At 67.3% G+C, this 19,324-nt stretch carries 21 protein-coding genes and 1 pseudogene; 10 read left to right on the top strand and 12 right to left on the bottom strand.

Translation table 11 applies throughout. The features are described from left to right. Positions 1–62 precede the first annotated feature (62 nt). The 3 genes from NMQ09_RS06870 to NMQ09_RS06860 form a co-directional block, all read right to left on the bottom strand. Positions 63–341, bottom strand: a complete 279-nt coding sequence (locus tag NMQ09_RS06870) for a UPF0058 family protein (protein WP_255193839.1) — start codon at positions 339–341, stop codon at positions 63–65. A 73-nt stretch (positions 342–414) separates the two neighbouring features. Next, positions 415–1,056: a DUF998 domain-containing protein gene (locus NMQ09_RS06865; protein WP_255193837.1), complete on the bottom strand. Its 642-nt coding sequence runs from the start codon at positions 1,054–1,056 to the stop codon at positions 415–417. After that, complete coding sequence (locus NMQ09_RS06860) at positions 1,053–2,534, bottom strand: hypothetical protein (protein WP_255193834.1); 1,482 nt, start codon at positions 2,532–2,534, stop codon at positions 1,053–1,055. The genes NMQ09_RS06865 and NMQ09_RS06860 overlap by 4 nt, the downstream gene beginning before the upstream one ends. 88 nt (positions 2,535–2,622) lie before the next feature. Between NMQ09_RS06860 and NMQ09_RS06855 the strand changes: the two genes are divergently transcribed. The 4 genes from NMQ09_RS06855 to NMQ09_RS06840 all read left to right on the top strand — a co-directional run bounded on the left by NMQ09_RS06855 (position 2,623) and on the right by NMQ09_RS06840 (position 5,249). Then, a complete protein-coding gene (locus NMQ09_RS06855; RefSeq protein ID WP_255193832.1) occupies positions 2,623–2,973 on the top strand; it encodes a VOC family protein in 351 nt (116 codons plus the stop codon). Positions 2,974–3,089: 116 nt separating this feature from the next. Further along, positions 3,090–3,905 carry a proteasome subunit alpha gene (locus NMQ09_RS06850; RefSeq protein ID WP_255193830.1) on the top strand — a complete coding sequence of 272 codons (816 nt, stop codon included), beginning with the start codon at positions 3,090–3,092 and terminating at the stop codon, positions 3,903–3,905. 2 nt (positions 3,906–3,907) lie between these two features. Beyond that, positions 3,908–4,663, top strand: coding sequence for an archaeal proteasome endopeptidase complex subunit alpha (locus tag NMQ09_RS06845; protein ID WP_255193828.1), 756 nt, complete (start codon positions 3,908–3,910; stop codon positions 4,661–4,663). Positions 4,664–4,775: 112 nt separating this feature from the next. Beyond that, positions 4,776–5,249: a hypothetical protein gene (locus tag NMQ09_RS06840; RefSeq protein ID WP_255193826.1), complete on the top strand. Its 474-nt coding sequence runs from the start codon at positions 4,776–4,778 to the stop codon at positions 5,247–5,249. Between the two features lie 7 nt (positions 5,250–5,256). Here the strand turns inward: NMQ09_RS06840 and NMQ09_RS06835 are convergent, their stop codons facing one another. From NMQ09_RS06835 to NMQ09_RS06815, 5 genes are all read right to left on the bottom strand, one after another. Beyond that, a complete protein-coding gene (locus NMQ09_RS06835; protein ID WP_255193824.1) occupies positions 5,257–6,078 on the bottom strand; it encodes a helix-turn-helix transcriptional regulator in 822 nt (273 codons plus the stop codon). A 46-nt stretch (positions 6,079–6,124) separates the two neighbouring features. Further along, complete coding sequence (locus NMQ09_RS06830; protein WP_255193822.1) at positions 6,125–7,150, bottom strand: DUF7351 domain-containing protein; 1,026 nt, start codon at positions 7,148–7,150, stop codon at positions 6,125–6,127. A gap of 120 nt (positions 7,151–7,270) precedes the next feature. Continuing rightward, positions 7,271–8,044, bottom strand: a complete 774-nt coding sequence (locus tag NMQ09_RS06825) for an ABC transporter permease (protein ID WP_255193820.1) — start codon at positions 8,042–8,044, stop codon at positions 7,271–7,273. Beyond that, a complete protein-coding gene (locus NMQ09_RS06820; protein ID WP_255193819.1) occupies positions 8,041–8,985 on the bottom strand; it encodes an ABC transporter ATP-binding protein in 945 nt (314 codons plus the stop codon). Before NMQ09_RS06820 ends, NMQ09_RS06825 begins: the two co-directional genes overlap by 4 nt. 71 nt (positions 8,986–9,056) lie before the next feature. Next, the gene (locus NMQ09_RS06815; protein WP_255193818.1) at positions 9,057–9,941 is read right to left on the bottom strand and encodes a DUF7351 domain-containing protein; all 885 of its coding nucleotides are present in this window, start codon (positions 9,939–9,941) and stop codon (positions 9,057–9,059) included. 118 nt (positions 9,942–10,059) lie between these two features. Here NMQ09_RS06815 and NMQ09_RS06810 point away from each other — a divergent pair, with 118 nt between their 5' ends. Further along, positions 10,060–11,151 carry a geranylgeranyl reductase family protein gene (locus tag NMQ09_RS06810; RefSeq protein WP_255193817.1) on the top strand — a complete coding sequence of 364 codons (1,092 nt, stop codon included), beginning with the start codon at positions 10,060–10,062 and terminating at the stop codon, positions 11,149–11,151. Positions 11,152–11,181: 30 nt separating this feature from the next. On the opposite strand, the gene NMQ09_RS06805 is transcribed toward NMQ09_RS06810, so the two are convergent. From NMQ09_RS06805 to NMQ09_RS06790, 4 genes are all read right to left on the bottom strand, one after another. Then, positions 11,182–11,619 carry a PIN domain-containing protein gene (locus NMQ09_RS06805; protein ID WP_255193816.1) on the bottom strand — a complete coding sequence of 146 codons (438 nt, stop codon included), beginning with the start codon at positions 11,617–11,619 and terminating at the stop codon, positions 11,182–11,184. Then, the gene (locus NMQ09_RS06800; protein ID WP_255193815.1) at positions 11,616–11,921 is read right to left on the bottom strand and encodes an AbrB/MazE/SpoVT family DNA-binding domain-containing protein; all 306 of its coding nucleotides are present in this window, start codon (positions 11,919–11,921) and stop codon (positions 11,616–11,618) included. The genes NMQ09_RS06805 and NMQ09_RS06800 overlap by 4 nt, the downstream gene beginning before the upstream one ends. Positions 11,922–11,983: 62 nt before the next feature. Next, positions 11,984–12,853 (bottom strand): thiamine-phosphate kinase, encoded by an 870-nt coding sequence (gene thiL / locus NMQ09_RS06795; protein ID WP_255193813.1) that lies wholly within the window; start codon positions 12,851–12,853, stop codon positions 11,984–11,986. 162 nt (positions 12,854–13,015) lie between these two features. After that, positions 13,016–13,972, bottom strand: a complete 957-nt coding sequence (locus NMQ09_RS06790; RefSeq protein WP_255193811.1) for a sensor histidine kinase — start codon at positions 13,970–13,972, stop codon at positions 13,016–13,018. A gap of 177 nt (positions 13,973–14,149) precedes the next feature. Here NMQ09_RS06790 and NMQ09_RS06785 point away from each other — a divergent pair, with 177 nt between their 5' ends. The 5 genes and pseudogenes from NMQ09_RS06785 (at position 14,150) to phnE (ending at position 19,262) form a co-directional block, all read left to right on the top strand. Continuing rightward, on the top strand, positions 14,150–14,989 hold the full coding sequence (locus NMQ09_RS06785; RefSeq protein ID WP_255193809.1) for a lipoate--protein ligase family protein: 840 nt from the start codon (positions 14,150–14,152) through the stop codon (positions 14,987–14,989). Positions 14,990–15,104: 115 nt separating this feature from the next. Beyond that, a pseudogene (locus NMQ09_RS06780) lies at positions 15,105–15,746 on the top strand (hypothetical protein); the annotation flags it as partial. A gap of 580 nt (positions 15,747–16,326) precedes the next feature. After that, a complete protein-coding gene (locus NMQ09_RS06775; protein ID WP_255193807.1) occupies positions 16,327–17,316 on the top strand; it encodes a phosphate/phosphite/phosphonate ABC transporter substrate-binding protein in 990 nt (329 codons plus the stop codon). A 39-nt stretch (positions 17,317–17,355) separates the two neighbouring features. Continuing rightward, positions 17,356–18,159: a phosphonate ABC transporter ATP-binding protein gene (locus NMQ09_RS06770; RefSeq protein WP_255193805.1), complete on the top strand. Its 804-nt coding sequence runs from the start codon at positions 17,356–17,358 to the stop codon at positions 18,157–18,159. Further along, positions 18,156–19,262 (top strand): phosphonate ABC transporter, permease protein PhnE, encoded by a 1,107-nt coding sequence (phnE, locus tag NMQ09_RS06765; RefSeq protein ID WP_255193803.1) that lies wholly within the window; start codon positions 18,156–18,158, stop codon positions 19,260–19,262. Before NMQ09_RS06770 ends, phnE begins: the two co-directional genes overlap by 4 nt. Positions 19,263–19,324 lie beyond the last annotated feature (62 nt).

Genomic DNA, 19,324 nt, shown 5'->3' with positions numbered 1-19,324 from the left:
CTGTCGGGTCGAATCCGTCGCCGAAAGCCAGTTCGACCCTGCAGTCGACGCTTGGCGGAGTACTAGATCTTCGATTCGGCGTCGTCGGCGAGCTCTTCCATTCGTTTGCCGATCCGGCCGGCGCTCGAGAACTCGTCCTCGCTCATCGCGTTCGCGAGCGCGTTGCCCAGGACGAAAACGGCGTGTTTGTGCTCGCTCTTCGATTTGTGGACGTGGGAGGGGTCGACGTCGAGTTCGCGGTACGGTTCGAAGAGCCCATCCTCGACCTCGTCGCGGTCGGCGAAGTACTCCATGATGATTACGAGTTGCTCGTGAAGCTCGAGAAGTTCGTCCTTGTGCATGGGCGTCAGTATGAAGGGTCGCGAGTTAAGGTTTGTGTGGGCAGCAATCGCAAAATCCGGCCCGTACTGGCTTCTACCGCGAACGCGTGCCACTTTCGGCCGCGGACAGGGTTCGACGCGCTCGCAGGACCGTCCAGCCTCCAAAGAGCGCCGCGGCGAGGAACTCGGGAACGGCGAACCACGCCATGGGCCGGGTGGCGATCGACGTGAGATACCAGAGCCAGCCACCCCACACGACCACGTGTGCGAGCCCGAACAGGACCGTGAGTCGACCCCAGTTGCGCTCGCCAGCCCGGATCGCGCCCGCCCCGAGCACCAGCTGTGCGATCGGCACCGAGCCGAACGTGAGCGCCGCCGCCGGAACGTGCAGGTCGGTCTCGAGGTACCACTCGGTGTGCTCGAGGAAGAAGACGCCGACGAAGGCCATCCCAACGAGCCCGGCCGCGAAAAGGGCGGTTCCGACTCGCTCGAGTACGTTTCGCGCCGCCGTCCACAGGAGCCAGATGAAAGGGAGCCCGATCATGCCGCCGGCGACCAGCCCGCCGTTGAACAGCCAGAACGTCTCCGCGCCGTACCGCCCCATGTCAGAGAGCGCCCGTTCGGACCAGGTGAACGTCTCCGGCAGGGCGAGGAAGGTCGCGAGGGCGATCGACCCGAGCGTGATGACGGCGGCGGCGATCCCACAGCCGGCCGCGGCGCGTCGACGGTCACTCACGGGGCGGCCCCTCGCGGTGCGGTGGCGGCCGGGACGGGACCGTCGGGTTCGACGGCCGGCGCAGCGACCGACGACGCGCGCTCGTCCCGGTCGGGGTCGACGACGACGCGGACGTCCGACCGGCCGGCCGACTCGACCGCCGCCGACTCGACGAACGCGTCGGGGCCCGCGAGGATCGCGACCGTCCGGTCGTCGACGCTCGAGAGGCCGTACGCGTAGCCGTCGGCGTACCACGTCGCGGTCTCGCGCTCGGCGACCGGTACGTCGCCGTCGATCGATTCGCCATCGACAGTGACGCTCGTCGCTCGCGAGTCGAGGTAGTCGGTCACCGCGGCGTCGAACGCCTCGGCGTCCTCGGCCGTCTCGAAGCGGATCGACCAGGCGTAGCCATCGAGGTCCACGTCGTCGTGGCTGGCGCGCACGAGCCGGTCGTACGCCCAGGCGCTCGTCACGTCCCGGCTCTCGGCCGCCTCGAGCTCCGTTCCGAGCACCTGCTTCGTGACGAACGCCCCCTTGGTGTCGGTGTCCGCGAGGCGCCAGTTCGTGTCGCCGGCCGCAAGCCGAACCCCGAACGGCTCGAGTTCGGTCTCGGAACCGCGGTCGCCCGCCATGACCGCTCGCATCGTCACCGGTGGGTCCTCGTACAGTGCCCAGTGCTCGGCCGGCGAGTCGTAGCGTTCGTCGACGTACTGGTAGCCGTAGTAGTACGGCCCCCAGACCAGCTTCGTCCCCGGCGAGGCGTCCGGGTAGAGGCGCTCGAGGAGCGCTCCTTCGGGTTCGACGTCGGCGTCGTACGCGTCGGTGTACGCCGTCGATCCGTAGACGGCCCCGGCTTCCATCACGCTGACGGAGGCGAGGTCGGCGTCGGTCGTCCCCTGGTGAGCGGACGGCACGCTGTCGTGGAACGCCTGTGGAACTCGCTGCTGGAACTGGGCGGCGTGAACGAGTTCGTGGACGAGCACCCGCTCGACCTCGGCGGGGTCGGCGTCGTCGCCGGGCATCACGTAGACGGCGTTCATCGCGCTGGCGACCCCGCCGACGCCGAGCTCGTCGCCCGTGTCGTCCGGGTCGGGCAGCGAGACGTTCATCACGGCGTAGAAACTCGAGGGGTTTCGTTCGACGCCGCGCGGCGTCCCGAGGGGCTCCTGCACGTAGACGACGGGCGGCCGTAGCTCGACCTCGAGGAGTTCCTGCACCCGCTCGAACGTCCGGTTCTCGTCGAACGGCAGCTCGCCGCCGCGAACCTCGAGGCCGGCTGACGAGTCGTCGAGTTCGTCTGCCTCGTCCTCGGCTCGCTCGTCGCGGTCGTCGTCGGAGCCCTGTTCAGAGTTCCCATCAGCCGTCGGCTCCGCGTCGGCGGCCGCACCGTCGGCTCGCACGTCTGGTTCGTCGACGTCAGCCGAGTCAGCGACGGGAGCGCCACAGCCGGCGAGGACGACGAGGAAAGCGAGGACCAGTGAAAGCGACGCTCGGCGCATACCGCTCGTTCGTTTAGGAAAGCCGATAAATCCACCGAGGTCGATTTCGAGGTCAATCCTTTTGAGCCGACGCGACACACGTTCGGGCATGTCCGGAATCGTCTTCTTCGCGACGGAAGCGCTCGAGGAGGTCGTCGACTTTTACTGCACCGACGTCGGCGCGTCGGTCTGGCTCGAGCAGCCCGACTGTACGATCCTGCAATACGACAACCTGCTGTTCGGCTTTTGCGACCGGGAGGAGGCCGACACCGACGGAATTCTCACGTTCGTGGTCGAGACGAGCGCCGACGTCGACGACGCCTACGGGACGCTGGCCGCGTACGCGACCGACGACCCGCACGAGAACGACCGGTACCAGATCTACCAGTTCTTCGCCGAGGACCCCGAGGGTCGGACAGTCGAATTCCAGACGTTCTTACACGAGACGGAGCCGATATAGTCACCAGCCAATACGTCCGAGAACCGCGTGCTGGGATGCGATCGACTTCGTACGCCCTCGCGGCTAAAATATATTTTAGCTAACATATACGTCCCCGGAGGCCCTCTCAGCAGTCGATGCGACACCGATACGACGACTTGACCGAGGGTGGTCCGACGGGAACGGCTACCGACCGGACTCGAGGCCGACCGTCTACGGGCGGCTCGCGATTCGACCAGCGACGCGTCCCGGCGCGGTCCGACGCCGACGAAACCGGAACGCCGGTGACGACCGGGACGACGATTCTCGCGCTGACTGGCGCCGACGGGGTCGTCCTCGCCGCCGACACCCGGGCGAGTCTGGCCGGACGGTTCGTCACGAACCGTTCGGTGCAGAAGGTCGAGCCGATCGACGACCGGACGGCGCTCGCGTTCTCCGGGAGCGTGGGTGACGCCCAGTCGTTCCTCCGGCGGTTGCGGCTCGAGGCGAAGCGGTACGAGCTTCACCACGGCGGGCCGATGCCGGTCGAGACGGTGGCGACGGTCGCCGGCAACCTCCTCCGTGGTGGTCCCTACCAAGTGCTCGACCCCGTGCTCGCCGGGTTCGATACGGAACCGGCCGTCTACGACGTCGATCTCGGCGGAGGCGTGTTGCGAACGGAGTACGCCGCGAGCGGCAGCGGGATGCAACTCGCCTACGGCGTCCTCGAGGACGCCTACGACGCCGAGGCGTCAGTCGAGACCCTTCGCACCGTCGCGGCGACGACCGTCCGGAGCGCGGCGGCGCGCGACACCGCGAGCGGCGACGGGCTGACGATCGCGACGATCACCGCCGACGGGATCGACCTGGAGCGGTTCGACGACCTCGAGGCCGGCCCGCCGCTCGAGGCGGCGACCGACGGACCGAACCGGGGAGGAACGCAGGAGCGAACGGACGACGAGGGGGTGTACTGACGATGGATCGCACGCGCCAGCAGGCCTACGACCGCGGGCAGACGATCTTCTCGCCGGACGGACGGCTCTACCAGGTCGAGTACGCCCGTGAGGCCGTCGCCCGCGGCTCGCCGAGCGTCGGCGTCCGGACCGCCGACGGGGTCGTTCTCGCTGCCCGAAAGCGGGTTCGATCGCCGCTGCTCGAGCCGACGAGCGTCGAGAAGATCCACCGGATCGACGAGGGGCTCGCGGTCGCCTCCGCGGGCCACGCCGCCGACGCCCGGACGCTCGTCGACCTCGCTCGAGAGACGAGCCAGCGCCACCGATTACGCTACGGCGAACCGATCACCGCCAGTTCGCTCGCGACGGCCGTGGCGGACCACGTCCAGGAGCACACCCAGACCGGCGGCTCCCGACCGTTCGGCACGGCGTTGCTCGTCGCTGGCGTCGACGGCATCCAGCCCGACGACCCCGGTCGGCCGGGGCTCTACGAGGTCGATCCGAGCGGTACGGCCACCGGCTGGCGAGCCGGCGCGATCGGCGAGTCCTCGGCCGACCTGCGCCGAGTCCTCGAGGACCGACTCGCCGGCGGACGTGACGGCTCGGCGTCGATCGACGCCGATCGGGGCGTTCACGTCGCGCTCGAGGCGCTCGCGGCATCGACTGACGAACCCTTGTCGGCGGCCGACCTCGACGTCTGTACCGTCTCCGTGGCCCCGCCAGCGGTCGACCGACTCTCGACGGCGACGATCGACGACGCGCTCGAGGCCGCGAGCTGACGGGGTGGCACTCGCCGGCGAGCCGTCACGGGGACGGGTTCCAGTTTCAGCCTATAATCACCCTGCGTATGTCCCACGGAGGTTCTCGTGAACGGTCCTCGAGGAGCACCGTATGGCCGAATCGACTCGAGTGCGGTCGACGAACGCGCCCGTCTCGGTCGCCGACGTATCACGACTGTTGCCGTGGGTTCGCGTGGTGTTCGGCACGATCGGCATCCTGTCTCCCCGACTGCTCGGGCGCTGGTACGGACTGTCCGCCGACGGATCGAACGCGGTCGCCCTTCGCTACGCCTGTATCCGGGCGGTCGGCCTCGGAATCGGCCAGCTGACGGCGTCGAAGCGACGCGACTGGGACCGCGTGGCGCTCGTGGTCGACGCCCTGGACACGGTCATGGTGGCCCACGCGGGCCTTCGAGGGCACATTTCGAAGCGCAGCGCGCTGGTGATGCTGAGCGGAACCGTCTCGGGACTGGTGGTCGGGCTCCTGTCGGCACGAGCGCGGAGTCCGGCCCGCGGCCGCGGCAGGTCGGGCTTCGAGGAGGCCGACGACCGTCGTGGGCCGGCGAGAGCGTCGCGCTCGCGGTGAGCGGGCGTCACTCGGGGAGCGGTTCGGACGTAGGCGGTCGGGCCTCGGCTTCGAACGACGCGTACACCGCCGCTGCCCAGTCACGGACCGCCGGGGCGTCGGTGTCGATCACCGCCTGGACTGTCCCGCTGTCGCGCTCGTAACAGCTGATGGCGACCCGGTCGTCGAGGAGCCCAATGCCGTACGGCGGGAGGTCGTCGTGCTCGAGCACGGTGAAGTTCTCCTGGGCCACCATCTCGGAGCTTCGCTCTGGATACGTCGAAAAGAAGTACGTGTGACAGCTCGGCCGGTCGATCAGCGTGATCTCTGTGCCGCCCTCGATCAGCCGACAGAGAACGCCCAGACAGGGCTCCATCAACGCGACCTCGGGACGGAGAAACCGGAACTCGGTCGTCGTCCGGAGGAGCGACTCGAACCGGTTCACCGGACGGTACGGTGCGTCGGGTTCGGCGACGGTGACGGTCATCGCCGACCACGTGTCGATCGTGAACTCGGTCACCGCGTCCGGCAACCAGTGCCAGACGTCGCGTAGCTTCCGTTCGGTTTCCACCCGTTCGATCAGCTCCTCCATCCCCAACGCGATGACCTCTCCCAGTCGCGTCGCCTCGTACCGGTAGCCGTCCTTGCGGATCCAGTTGCGGGCCTCGAACTCCCTGAGCGTTCGTCGGATCGTCGACGACGAGACGCCGGTCAGCTCACAGAGTTCGGACCGGCTTCGCGGACGGTCCGTCATCGCGACGAGCGTCGGAACCCGGTGGTCGGACCGCGCGAGATACGCGACGTCGGCGATCGGTTCGTCGGTTCGTGAAGGAGCGATATCGCGCGCCATGGTAAGACAATGCATGCTAGCGCAATAAAACACGCTGACGCCCGGTTCACGGCGTTCGGTCGGCCGATCTCGATGCAGGAGTCGCCGAGTCGAAACCGGACGACGGTGAGCCGTTCGTTCGCTGGACCTCGAGTACGCGCAGCGCGGCGTCGACGTACAGCGCGAGCGCCCCCCCGTCGAGTTCGGTCACGACGCGGACGCAGAGCGGGTCCTCCGACAGCACCGTTTCGGCCCACTCGTGGCCGACGTTCCAGATGCGACGGTCGCGAATCGCCTCGCCGTGGTCGTGGTAAAAGGAAACGACGGCGGGGTACTCGAGCAGCGAGAGGGTGATTGGACAGCGCAGGTCGTACCCGCATCGCTGACACTCGAACGACGCCTGGACGTGGTCGGCCAGCGAGTCGGGGAGCGCGTCGGCCACCGGCTCGGCCGGCGCGGTCGCGCGGGCGACGACGTCGCCGCTGCACTCCGGACAGACGCCGTCGCGCATGAGCGCCAGCCGGTGACGGTGGTGGCGGTCGAACGCTTCGAGGAAGCGGTCGCCGTGGGCCTCGAGCCCCGACGGCGGAAAGCCGAGACGCAACAGCGTCCGTCCGCAGTCCCGACAACCGACGCTGACGACGTTGTCGTTCGAGCGCGCCTCGAGCGCCTCGGCGTCGCAGAACGGACATCGCTCCTCGAGGGCGACGCCGTCGTGGTCGACCCGACGGGTGTAGGCGCCGGCCGCGATCGCCCGCGCGAGCGTCAGCCCGGCGTAGGTGAACGCGTAGCCGTCGTCGGTCTTCCGGAGGTACGGGCCGACGAGTTGCTCGAGATGGTAGGAAAAGCCCGCGGTGGTCTCCACGTCCGACGCCGCGAACAGTTCGGAGAACGTCGCCCGCGGCTCGCCGGCGTCGTGGCGCTCGAGCATCGTCTCGAGGACGCCCATTCGGACCTCGTTCCCGAGTGCCTGGAAGGCGTCGCTGGGTTTCGAAACCGCCGTCACGTCGGGCCCGTCGGTCAGGGAGCTCCGCTCGTCGGACCTCGAGTCGGCCGTCTCCCCGTCACCGTCGTGGTCATCGTTGGCGGACATTCGAATCCGGGTTCGGCCTCGAGGACAATGTATCGTTCCCCCGGCTCGGGAGAAGCGTGGACGTCCCCTGCGAGCGACGACGTGGGAGCGAAGCGACCACCGAAGATCCGACGCCGACGATCAGTCGGTGTGGGGGATCGACCGCGCGCCGAAGGCGAACGCGACGACGGCCACCGCAGCGAGGATCAACAGGTTCGCAATCGCGGGATCGACGCCCGCGATCGCTGGCGTCTCCGCGCCGGGGTAGGTCGCCGCCCGCACGCCGCGGGCGAAGTAGGTCAGTGGCGAGAGGTTCACCAGCGGGGCGAACCAGCCGGGTAGTTGCTCGAGCGTGACGAACGTCTCGGAGAGAAAGAGCAGCGGGAGGGCGATGGTGTTGCTGGCGGCGACGGCGCCGTCCCGGGAGTCGGTGTAGCTGCCGAGCATGGCGCCGAAGCCACAGAAGCAGACGGAGCCGACGACGACGTAGGCAACCAAAAGTGGCGAGAAGACCATCTCGGCGCCCGTCAGCGCGAGGACGAGCACCAGGATGAGCAGGCTCGCGATGCCGATGATCGCCGTGTTGACGACGGTCTGGGCGAACAGCCACTCGGTCTTCGACAGCGGCGTGGTCGCCAGTTTCTCGAAGCGACTTCCCTCGCGGTGGCGGGCCACCTCGCTCCCCAGCCGGGAGAGCGGCGTGAAGAGCACGACGGTCGCGAGGTAGCCGGGGACGTAGTAGCCCGGCGGCTCGGCGAACAGCCCCTCGCCGGTCGGGTCGGTCCGTACGAGTGCGCCGAAGATGACGATCAGGATGATGGGGAAAAAGAACGTGAAGAAGACGGCCGTCCGCCGCCGGAGGAACGACGACCAGTCCGCCCGCGCCTCGGCACGAATGCGTGCGTATCGGCTCATCGGTCACCTCCGGTGGCGGCGAGCTGGCGTCCCGCCTGCCGGCGCGTTCGCTCGAGTTCCGCGTCGTCGGCCAGCTCGAGGTAGACGTCCTCTAAGTCGGGTTCGGCCCACGACAGCCCGGTGTAGGTGACGTTGCGGTCCTCGAGGTAGGCGACCACCGAGCCGATCTCCGCGGGCGGGACGGCGCGCACGACGACGCCGTCGGGAGTCGGCGTGGTGGCGTACTCGAGGTCGTCGAAGACGGCGGGGTCGGCGTCCGTCTCGACGGTGAGCCGGCTGGGCCCGCCGTGGTCGGCGACGAGCGCCGCGGGCGTCCCAAGGGCGACGAGCTCGCCGGCGGCGAGCAGCCCGACGCGGTCGGCTAAGCGCTCGGCCTCGGCCATGTCGTGGGTGGTGAGAAAGACCGTCGTGCCGGCCTCGGCGAGCGCCTCGATCAGCCGCCAGACGGTTCGTCGGCCGGCGGGGTCGATGCCGGTCGTCGGCTCGTCGAGAAAGAGCACGTCGGGGTCGTTGACGAGCGCGGAGCCGACGCAGACCCGGCGCTGCTGGCCGCCGGAGAGCTCCTCGTACCAGGTATCCCCGCTGTCGGCGAGCCCCACGTCCGCGAGGACGGTCTCGGGGTCGCGTGCGTCCTCGTAGAGGCCGGCGTAGTAGGTGAGCAGTTCGCGGGCAGTGAGACGCGCCGGCGGCGCGAAGTTCTGGGGGAGGACGCCGAGGCGGTCCCGGTCGACGGCCGACGGTCGGTCCTCGAGCACCCGGGCCGTTCCCGCATCCGGCTCGACCGTTCCGGTGAGCGACCGAACGAGCGTCGTCTTCCCGGCCCCGTTGGGGCCGATGAGCCCGAACACCTCGCCCTGGTCGACCGACAGCGAGACGCCGGCGAGCGCCACGGTGTCGCCGTACGTCTTTCGAAGCCCCTCCGCGGCGACTACGGCTTTCATGCACGCGGCTATCGGCCGGTCCGGCGTAAGCCGTTCGGTTCCCCGTGCCGACGCTCGAGGTGCCAGGCCGGTCACTCCTCGGGACGTTCCGCCACGTCGACCACCCCGACGTCCTCGTCGAAGGTGACCGAGACGGTGGCCTCCTCGAGCGGGAACGCTTCGCTGATCCGGACCGGGTCCGTCGACTCGACCGTCGTGTGCGCGTCGGTCACGCAGTGTTCGATCGACCAGTAGACCCGGTCGCGCTCCCAGCCGTGTCGATGGAGCACCGACAGGACGTCCTCGCGGTGGATGGCGACCGAGCCGAACGAGACGTGGCCGACGTACGAACAGACCCGACAGCGAAACTTCGGGAGGACGTCGACGGCCAGCGAGTCCGGCGGCTCGAACGTCACGGAGGCGTCCATCGCGCCCGCACACGCCGGACAGATACCGTCGGCGACGAGCGCCGCCTGTCTGGTCGACCACCGGTCGAACGCCTCGATCGCAGCCTCGGGCGGTCGGCTCGTCACCCCGGCCGGGGGAAAGGAGACGGTCAGCACGTCCTCTCCGCAGGCCGCACACTCGATCGCAAAGCGTTCGTCCCCGTAGGACGCCACCAGCGCTGTCTCCCCGCACGCATAACACGTCCCGGGCGCGTCGGTTCGGGAGATCGAAGGGGAATCGGTGTAGGTTCCGGCGAGGATAGCGTGTGCGAGCTTTCGACCCGGATCTCGGAGCCGGTAGCCCTCGTCCGTCCGCTCGAGGAAGTGACCGACGAGTCGTTGCAGGTGGTAGTTGAACCGCCCGCTGTCGTCGACGTCGGCCGCCTCGTACAGCTCGGAGAACGACAGCGGCTGGTGCTCGTATCGCTCGAGGAGGATCCGGAGCACCGCCGTTCGCACCTCGTCGCCGACGAGGGCGAACGCCTCCGGCGGCGAGAGGGTGTCGGCCTCCGGGTTCGGTTCGTCAGCCATGGCTGGATACCGAGTGGTCGCCGCCGGCATAAAAGCCCTGGGTGACGGCCGCTAAAAGCCCTGGATGACGGCCGGAACACTCGAGAGACTCTTTACCCCCGGCGGAGACGTGACGGGTATGTACGATTTCGTCGTCGTGGGCGTCGGTCCGCCGGGGGCGCGATTCGCCCGGCGAGCTGCCGAAGAGGGGTACGACGTCCTCGCACTCGAGAAGGGGCGAATCGGCGAGCCGCTGGCCTGTTCGGGCCACGTCAGCACCGACGTCTGGTCGTTCGCCGGCGCGGACGCTCGAGCGACGCTCTTACAGAACGAGATCTACGGGGCGCGATTTCACGTCCGTGGACCTGGAAGTCGGGCGTACCCGTTCTACAAACGCGAGGTCGTCTCGAACGTCATCGACCGCGTGGGCCTCGACCGCCACCTCGCAGAGCTCGCCAGCGAGGCGGGGGCGGACGTCAGGGACGGCCACACCGTCACCGCGATCACGGAGTACGCCGACCACGTCGAGGTGACGGCGAAGGGGCCCAACGGGAGCGAGGTGCACGAAGCGAAGATGATCGCGGGCTGTGACGGGCCGCGCTCCCGAGTACGCGACGCCCTCTCGCTGCCCGAACCGGCCGAGTTGCTCCACGGCGTGCTCGCCTTCGCCGAGGAGCCCGATCACGAGGACTTCGTGGACGTCCACCTCACCCCGCCGCGCTTTTTCGCGTGGCGCATCCCCCGCGGCGAGGCGGGCGTCGAGTACGGCCTGGCCGCGCCGCCGGGCGTCGAGGTCAACCGCCACTTCGAGGAGCTGATCGACGGCTACGAGGTCGACGTCTCCCACCGGTGTTCGGGCGCGATCCCCATCGGTCCGCCCGACCGCGTCACCACCCGCCGGGGCTTTCTGATCGGCGACGCCGCCGCCCAGACCAAGCCGTTCACCGGCGGCGGCATCCTCTACGGGATGACGAGCGCCGACCACGCCGCCCGCGAGATCGATCCCGATCGGCCGACGACGCTCGCCGCTTACGAACACGCCTGGCGAACGGATCTGAAACGGGACATCGAACTCGGCCACCAGATCCGACGGGCCTACTCGCTCCCCGAACCGATCCAGCGGGTCGGCCTGCGGGCGCTCTCGGGCGAGATCGGCGTCCACATGGATCGGCCGAGTTCCTTCTTCTCGAGGGAGCACCTCCGGACGATGGTCTCGCGGTTCGCGCCCTGATTGCGACGTCCGTCCCTGAATCGGTGAGTGCTAGACGCCTTCGTCCCGGAACCGAACCACGTCGACGTCGACCGGGAGCGCGTCGAAGTCGTCGTCGGCCCCGGCGACGAGTGTCGCGTCGTTCTCGTGGGCGAGCGAGACGGCATGTGCGTCCGCCAACGAGACGTGACCGTCAGCTTTCACCTCGGCAGCGAGCAGCCAGTCGGCCCGTTCGATGCGAAGTCCCCACCGCTCGAGCGCTCGGACGTCCCGATCGGCGGTCCGAAGGGAGTCGGCGGTCGGCTCGTCGTCGACACCCTCGAAGCGCGCCACGAGGTAAAACACCTCGGCGGCGTTGGTCTCGGCGAGCAACCCCTCGACGGCGCCGTTCCGGACGTCCACGAGGAATCCCTCGACGACGTCGCGACCGGGCTCGTCGTAGAGGTACGCGACGATCGCCTCGGCGTCGAACACGTACCGGTCGGTCATTCGCCCTTGGTTCCTGACGGCCGAAGCCGACCGGCGCGTTCGTCAGCAGCCTCGCGTTCCTCACGTTTTAGCTCCCGGACCGTTTCGAGCACCTCGCCCCGGTCGTGATCCTCACTGGCGTGGATCCCGCCGAGTTCCTCGAGCGACGGGACGGGCTCGATGACGATACGCTCGTCTTCCTCGTAGACGAACACCTCGCCAGGCGTGTCGATCCCGAACTTCTCCCGAAGGGGCTTCGGAATCGTCGCCTGCCCCTTCTGCGAGACGCGTACGATTTCCGGCTCTGTCGTACTACTCACCATTCTGGGTTGTACCTACGCACTCGACGTATAACTAACTGCCGACCAGCGGACGTTCCCGGAGCCTAGCCGTGGGTGTACCCCTCGTCGGCCAGCGGCTCGCCGTCCATCGTCACGCCCTCCTCGACGACCTCGCCGACGACCGAGAGCGGAACGTCGGCCCCTTCGCGAGCCGCCTCGAGCGACCCCGGCGGGAGCGTACAGACGAGTTCGAAGTCCTCGCCGAAGGTCGTCGCGAGCTCGAGGGCCGTCTCGTCGTCGGCGAGTTCCCGAACGGTCTCGTCGATCGGGACCCGACTCGGGTCGACGGCGAAGCCACAGTCGGACGCCTCGGCCAGCTGGTGCAGCGAGCGGGCGAGCCCGTCGCTCGAGTCCATCATCGCCGTGGCGTGCGGAGCGAGCGCGAGCCCGGCCTCGACGCGCGGCTCGAAGCGAAACAGCTCGTTCGCGCGCTCGAGTGCGCCGCGGTCGAACAGCTCGAGGGCGGCCGCGCTGCGTCCGAGCGTGCCGGTGACACAGAGGACGTCACCCGGCCGCGCACCGCTCCGGGGGACGGGATCGTCGGTCCGTCCGAGCGCCGTGGTGACGACGGTGAACTCCCGGTGTTCGTCGAGGTCGCCGCCGACGTAGGCCGCGCCGACGCGCTCACAGATGTCGCGCGCGCCGCGAACGAACGCGAGCAGCTCCTCGGCGTCGAACGCGGTGTCGGCGTAGACGGCGACGGCGGCGGTCGCCTCGGCACCCATCGCCGCCACGTCCGAGAGCGACGCGCCGACGGCCCGCCAGCCCGCCGTGTACCGGGTCGTGCCGTCGGGAAAGTCCGTCGTCTCGTGGAGCATGTCCGTCGTCAGCACCAGCCCGTCGACGACGGCGGCGTCGTCGCCGGCCGGTCCGAGTTCCCGCTCGAGGAGCGCCAGCGCGGCCCGTTCGTCCATACCACCTCTTCCGGGGCGAACCCGAAAAGCGAACCGGAACCGGACGCTTCGGACGGTGACGGCCACGAGTGACGTCGGACGGGCGGCGTCCCACACCCAGTCGCTGGGTAACCCCGGTGGCGATCGGTCGGTTTCACGCAGTCGTCGACCCGTGGCCAAGTTCTAGTTCGCGATGGAATCGAGCCGTTTCGTCACGTGCGATTGCGTCTCCATCAGGGCGGCCTGTGAGCCCGTTTGGAAGTGAAACGAAACGGTGGTTCCGCTGGCGGATTCGGTCTCGAACTGGACGTAGCCATCGTGAAGACGGCACATCCACGTGACGAGCCAGAGGCCGACGCTGCTCGCGTGGACGAGTGCCGTCTCCTCGCCCGTCTGGAGTGACTGGAGTTCGTCGGGTGGAATACCCGGCCCGTCGTCTGTCACCTGCAGCCGGACGTTCCCGTTCGTTCGATCGACGGAGACCGACAGGCCGGGCGCGTCGTCGTTGTGCTCGACTGCGTTCTCGAGTACTTCCTGGATCGCGTACCGGATCGAATCGTCCGCCTCGATCCACGCCTGCTCCGGCAGGTCGGCCGTAATCGACACCTCGGGAAACGTCGACCGGATGCGTTCCAGTTCGTCCTCGACGATGGGAACGAGGTCGACGGTGCCGTCGGTCGATCGAGTCGGGTCGACTTTCTCGATCACCTTCAGTTTCTCGCTGATGTCGATGATTCGTTCGGCGGTCTGGCTGACGGTTTCTAAGTGCAGCTGTGCCGTCCGCTCTGTCGTCCGTTCCGAGGCGATCTCGGCGTAGCCGTGGATCACGTTGAGGTCGTTTCGAATGTTGTGGCGGAAGACGCGGTGTAACACCTGCAGTTGCTGATTCGCCGTCTCTAGCGTCTCCTGGATGGACTCCATCTGCTGGCGGTGGAGACGTGAGACGCTGTAGATCAGTATCGTCGACAGTCCGATGAAGATCCACCCTTTGAACACCCCCACGAGCGTCGGTGCGTGTTCTGGGCCGAACAGGCGAACCAGCAGCAAGTCGGTGCTCGGAATCCACACGATGCCGAAGACGAAGTACGCAGCCGAGATATTCGCCGGTGAGAGCCTGAGAAGTGTTCTGAAGGAAGTCATTTTCGAACACTAGCGACCCAATGCCCATAACGATGGCGTCTGGAAATTGGTTGCGGAAATATTAGACGCGACGGGGTCGAATCGCCGCCGAGTCGGGCACACGGGCGGCGGAACGGCGACCGGCGACCGCCAGCGACCGTCGCAATCGCTTTCCCCCTCGCCCGCAACCTTTCGGGCATGACCGACCTCGGAGACCGCGAGTGGCGGCTGATTCGTGACGAGCCACGCGACGGAGCGATCCAGATGGCACTCGAGGAAGTCGCCGGGGAAACGGCACTCGAAGACGGCGTGCGAACGGTCCGGGTCTACGACTGGGAGCCGAGCACGCTCTCGCTGGGCTACCGTCAGGCGGCCGACTCCGTCGACTGGGACTTCTGCGATCGCGAAGGGATCGACGTCACCCGCCGACAGACCGGCGGCGGCGGGATCTACCACGATCGGTACGCCGACATCTCCTACACGATCGTCGCGCCCGCCGCGGAGGTCCCTGGCGACCTGATGGACTGTTACGCGCTGTTCTGCGAGCCGATCCTCGAGGCCTTCTCCCGAATGGGCGTCGACGCCCGCTTCGCCGACGAGAAACAGCCGTCGATCCACCAGCCCTCGTGTTACCTTCGGGATATCCACCCGGCCCACGACGTCGTGGTGCCGGCCGACGACGACTCGACGCGCAAGCTCAGCGGCAACGCCCAGTATCGCCAGCGCGACGTCGTCATCCAGCACGGCTCGCTCAGCTACGACCGCGAGCCAGAACGTCACCTCGGCGTCTTCGCCGACCACGGCCTCGGGACCGACACGTTCACTGACCGGGTGACGAGCATCCGTGACGAGTCGGGGCTCGACCGCGCCGACGCCGTCGAGCACGTCGGCGACGCGCTGGCCGACTGGTGCGGTGCCGAATCAGGGACCTGGCGCGAGGACGAACTCGAGGCCGCCCGCGACCTCGCAGCGCGCAAGTACGGGACCGACGCGTGGGTTCGGGATCGAGAGGTGCTCGACGAGGCCTCGAACCGATGACGCCGGCGTGTCGTCACACGCGCCCGTCGCGTCGGCTCCGTCCAGGGCCGACACCCCGTTCACGAGCGCGCCGCTGAGGGAAACGTCCTTGCCATCGCGTTCGCTGACAGTCAGTATGGCTGACCGAACCGACGCCGGTGGCGACACCGACTCGTCCCGGCTCCTCGAGCAAGTCGAAGCGCTCGAGACCGAAGTAGCGACGCTGAAGCGAGCCGTTCGCGGGGGCGACGAGCTCCAGCGGATCCAGTTCGAAACCGTCGCAGGTCGACTCCAGGAACTGCTCGCGGCGACTACCGGCGGCCACGGCGCCATCGACACACGCTCGGGCGAACGGATCACGCCGCTCGATCCGGACCCCGAGCGGATCGACCTCGGGGACGTCGCACACGCGCTCTCGAACTGCAGCCGATTCGCCGGCCATGGCGTCCGATTTTACAGCGTCGCTCGCCACGCGGTACACGTCAGTCGCGAGGTCGAAGCACGCGACGGGACTCTCACAGCCCAGCGGTGGGGGCTACTCCACGACGCGAGCGAGGCGTACGTCTCGGACGTTCCCGCACCGGTCAAGCGATCGCTCCCGGGGTACACTCACGCCGAAAAGCGGTTCCAGGCGGCCGTCTGCGAGGCGTTCGACCTCGAGCCCACGGTCGAAGACGAACGGCTGGTCGACGCCGCCGACGCCGAAATTGCCCGGTACGAACTGTCGATTCTCTTTCCGGTTCGTCGTAGCGAGCCGGAACTCGAGTGTGAACACGACGGACCACGGCTCGAGTGTGAACACGACGGACCACGGCTCGAGTGTGAACACGACGGACCACGGCTCGAGTGTGAACACGACGGACCACGGCTCGAGTGTGAACACGACGGACCACGGCTCGAGTGTGAACACGACGGACCACGGCTCGAGTGTGAACACGACGGACCACGGCTCGAGTGTGGACACGACGAGCTCGAGGGGGCCGTCACCGCCGAGGAGCAGTTCCTCCGCCGGGCGCGGGCACTCGAGCTGTGGTGAACGCTCGGTCCAGCCTGCCGACGAGGCGTGCCACGGTTTCCATCGAAACGGCACCTGGATACCGGGTCCGTCTCACCAAGAGTCCATACGAGTCCATACTGAACCGTACCCAGGGACAGGGATACATATCCATCAATCAGAAATTATTTGATCATGCCCTATTATCGGTTAACTGATGCCTCGAGATAGCAGCAGTTCACGACGGAGATTTTTGGCCAAGACCGGTGCAGTAGGGACGATTGCGCTGGCAGGATGTCTTGGAGGGGGCGACGACGGCAACGGTAGTGGTGAGAGCGATGACGCAGACACCATCACCTGGGTGATGAATCCGGCAGAGGACACGATCGACATCGAGATCCAGTACCAGCCGCTGTTCTCGCTGATCGAAGACGAGTTCGACGTCGAAATCGAGGGGGTCCCGACGCAGAGTTACTCCGGGACGATGGAACAGCTCGACCGTGCCAGCGAGGGGGACAGGGTCTTCGCCGACACGTCGCCGGGTGCGGTCCCACAGCTCGGCCCCGAGGAGATCGACGTCGTCGGGATGCGGGAAGCGTTCGGTGCGGAACGCTACTTCGGGACGCTCGTGACGACGGCCGACAGCGGGATCACCGAGGTCTCGGAGCTCGAAGGCGAAGTGATCGCCACGGCCGACATTGGGTCGGTCTCGGGCGGGATGGCCCCGCTGTGGATGCTCAAGGAGCACGGACTCGACATCGGCAACGCAGCCCAGGGCGGGGGTGCCGAAGACTTCGAATGGCGAAGCGGCGTCGCACACGACCGCGCCATCGAAGAGCTCATCAACGACGACACCATCGCGGCGGCGGGCGCCGGCGAGTTCGCGTCCGTCCCGCACGTCCCCTACGAGCAGATCGAAGCGGAGTTCCCGGACCTCTACGAGATCTCCCCGGAGGTCGACCGCGCCGGATCGCGCGAGCCAGAGCTGCGACTGCTGGAGACCTCGCCACCGATCCCGCGGGCGCCGATCGTCGTCAACGCCGCCTGGGAAGAGGATCTCCGGTACGACATCGAGGAGTTCATGCGTGACGCCGATTCGTCGGATTTCGAGCACGACGCGTTCGACCTGGCCGACGCGCTCAATCTCGATCTCCCCGACGACATGCTCGAGGAGTACAACGAGGGGACCCTCGACACCGACGACTACGATCTGGACGAGAGTCAGGAAGCAGACTGGCAGGAGTTCGACGACCACACGCTCTGGTTCAGCGGCGTTGCCGCGGCGGACCACGAAGACTACGACCCGGTTCGGCAGTTCGCCGAGGACCTCGGCATCGCTTTCGACGAGATCTAGAACTGTCCGAACGAAGCGACTGCAAACCAACACTAATAGATGAGTAAAATTGTCGTCGACAATCTCAGGAAAACCTACGGCGATACTGTCGCCCTCGATAACGTCTCGTTCGACGTCCCGGCAGGGGAGTTCGTCATTATTCTCGGCGTCTCCGGCTCGGGGAAATCGACGCTCTTGCGGTGTATGGCCGCCCTCACCGAACCGACAGATGGGCAGGTGTTGATCGATGGTGAACCGATGACGAGGACGCGGCCGGAAGTGGCGATGATATTTCAGCAACACAACATCATCGGCGACATGACGGCCTACTCGAACGCGCTTTCCGGCGGGATCAACCGGAGTGGCTTCGTCGAGAGCGTGTTCCAGCTCCAGGACGACGCCGAAAAGCAGCGTGCACTCGAGGCGCTCGACACGGTCGGCTTACTGGAGGAAGCCGAGCAGAAAGCCCGACGGATGAGCGGTGGGCAACAACAGCGCGTCGGGATCGCCCGTGCGCTCACCCAGCTGCCGGAGGTGCTGTTGGCCGACGAACCGGTCGCGAGCCTCGATCCGGGCAGTGCACAGGACGTGATGGGATACCTCCAGCGGGCAGCGAACGAGCAGGACCTGACGACGTTTACGAGTCTGCATCAGGTCAACATCGCTCGAAAGTACGGCCAGCGGTTCATCGGCCTCCACGACGGCCAGAAGGTCTTCGACGGCTATCGTGAGGACCTCACTATCGACGTGATCGACGAAATCTACGGCGAGATCGACACTGACGGGATGTTCGTCACAGATGGAAACGAACCGCAGGAACCGACACACGAGCGTTCCGATAGCGGAACGGGGGCGACACTGTGAGCGATTCACGCGACGAACGCCAGACTGACACGGAACGGATCGCCGACGGCGGCGTCGACGACGCTCGACGGCTCGAGTCCGCGAGCGCGAGCGTAAACGAACAGTTCGAGAACATCCGTCGAACCCGTCGCCGCCGGGCGGTCGGCTGGGTCGCACTCGTCGCCGGGCTGGCGTTCGTCACCCTGCAGGGGCTCGCTGCGACGGAGTTTTTCAGCGAGCGGACGCGGTTCACCTGGAATCACTTCTCCGACAGGATGGATGATTACTTCCCGACGACGGACCAGTACGGGGTCCCGTTCCTCGACGTCGGCACCTACTGGGAGTTCATCGTGAACAACGACCTGGTGTACGATCCCGAAGTCGGCGAGCTGCTCTTCCAGTTCCCGCCGTACCTCGGCGACGTCTACGCGTTTTTCTTCGAGGAACTCGGGATGTTCACGATCTTCGGCGAAGCCGGGACGACCCTCGCGATGGGGCTGGTCGGGACCATCCTGGGCTTCCCGCTCGCGTTGCTGTTCAGCATCCTCGGCTCCGAACGGGTGACGCCGTTCCCGATCAACTTCGTCTTCCGGGCGGTCATGTCGTTCATCCGGGCGATTCCGGCGATCATCTGGGCGCTCATCTTCGTCGCGCTGGTGGGCCTCGGTGCGGCCGCAGCCACGCTCGCGATCGCGTTGAACACGATCGGAAACCTCGGCCGACTGTTCGTCGAAGATCTCGAGGAACTCGAGGAGGGGCCGATCGAAGCCATGCAGACGACCGGCGCGGGCAAGTCCCAGATCGTCTTCTTCGGGATGTTGAGCCAGGTGCGGACCTCGTTCATCGCCTGGACGCTCTACATCTTCGAGATCAACGTCCGGTCGGCCGTGACCGTCGGCGTCATCGGTGCCGGCGGGCTCGGGGCGGTCGTCGCCGCCCAGGAGAACCTCCGGCAGTTCAGCAACATGATGGCGACGCTGTTCGTCATCTTCGTGCTCATCTTCCTCGTCGAACTGTTCAGTCAGCGGCTGCGTGCCCGGCTCCGGTCGGACGAGGAAAAACGGAGCATCCGCGAACTCGTCCTCGGGTTCCCAAAGCGGATGGCAGAGTCGTTCGTCCGGTAACGACCGGCCACCGTTTCCGGCCACGCTTCTCGTGACGGCCGTACGCTGTCACGAAATCGGTT

This window comes from Natronobeatus ordinarius (assembly GCF_024362485.1).
Lineage (GTDB): Archaea > Halobacteriota > Halobacteria > Halobacteriales > Natrialbaceae > Natronobeatus > Natronobeatus ordinarius.
The sequence above is the reverse complement of the archived record's forward strand: the minus strand, read 5'-3'. Positions and strand labels throughout refer to the sequence as shown.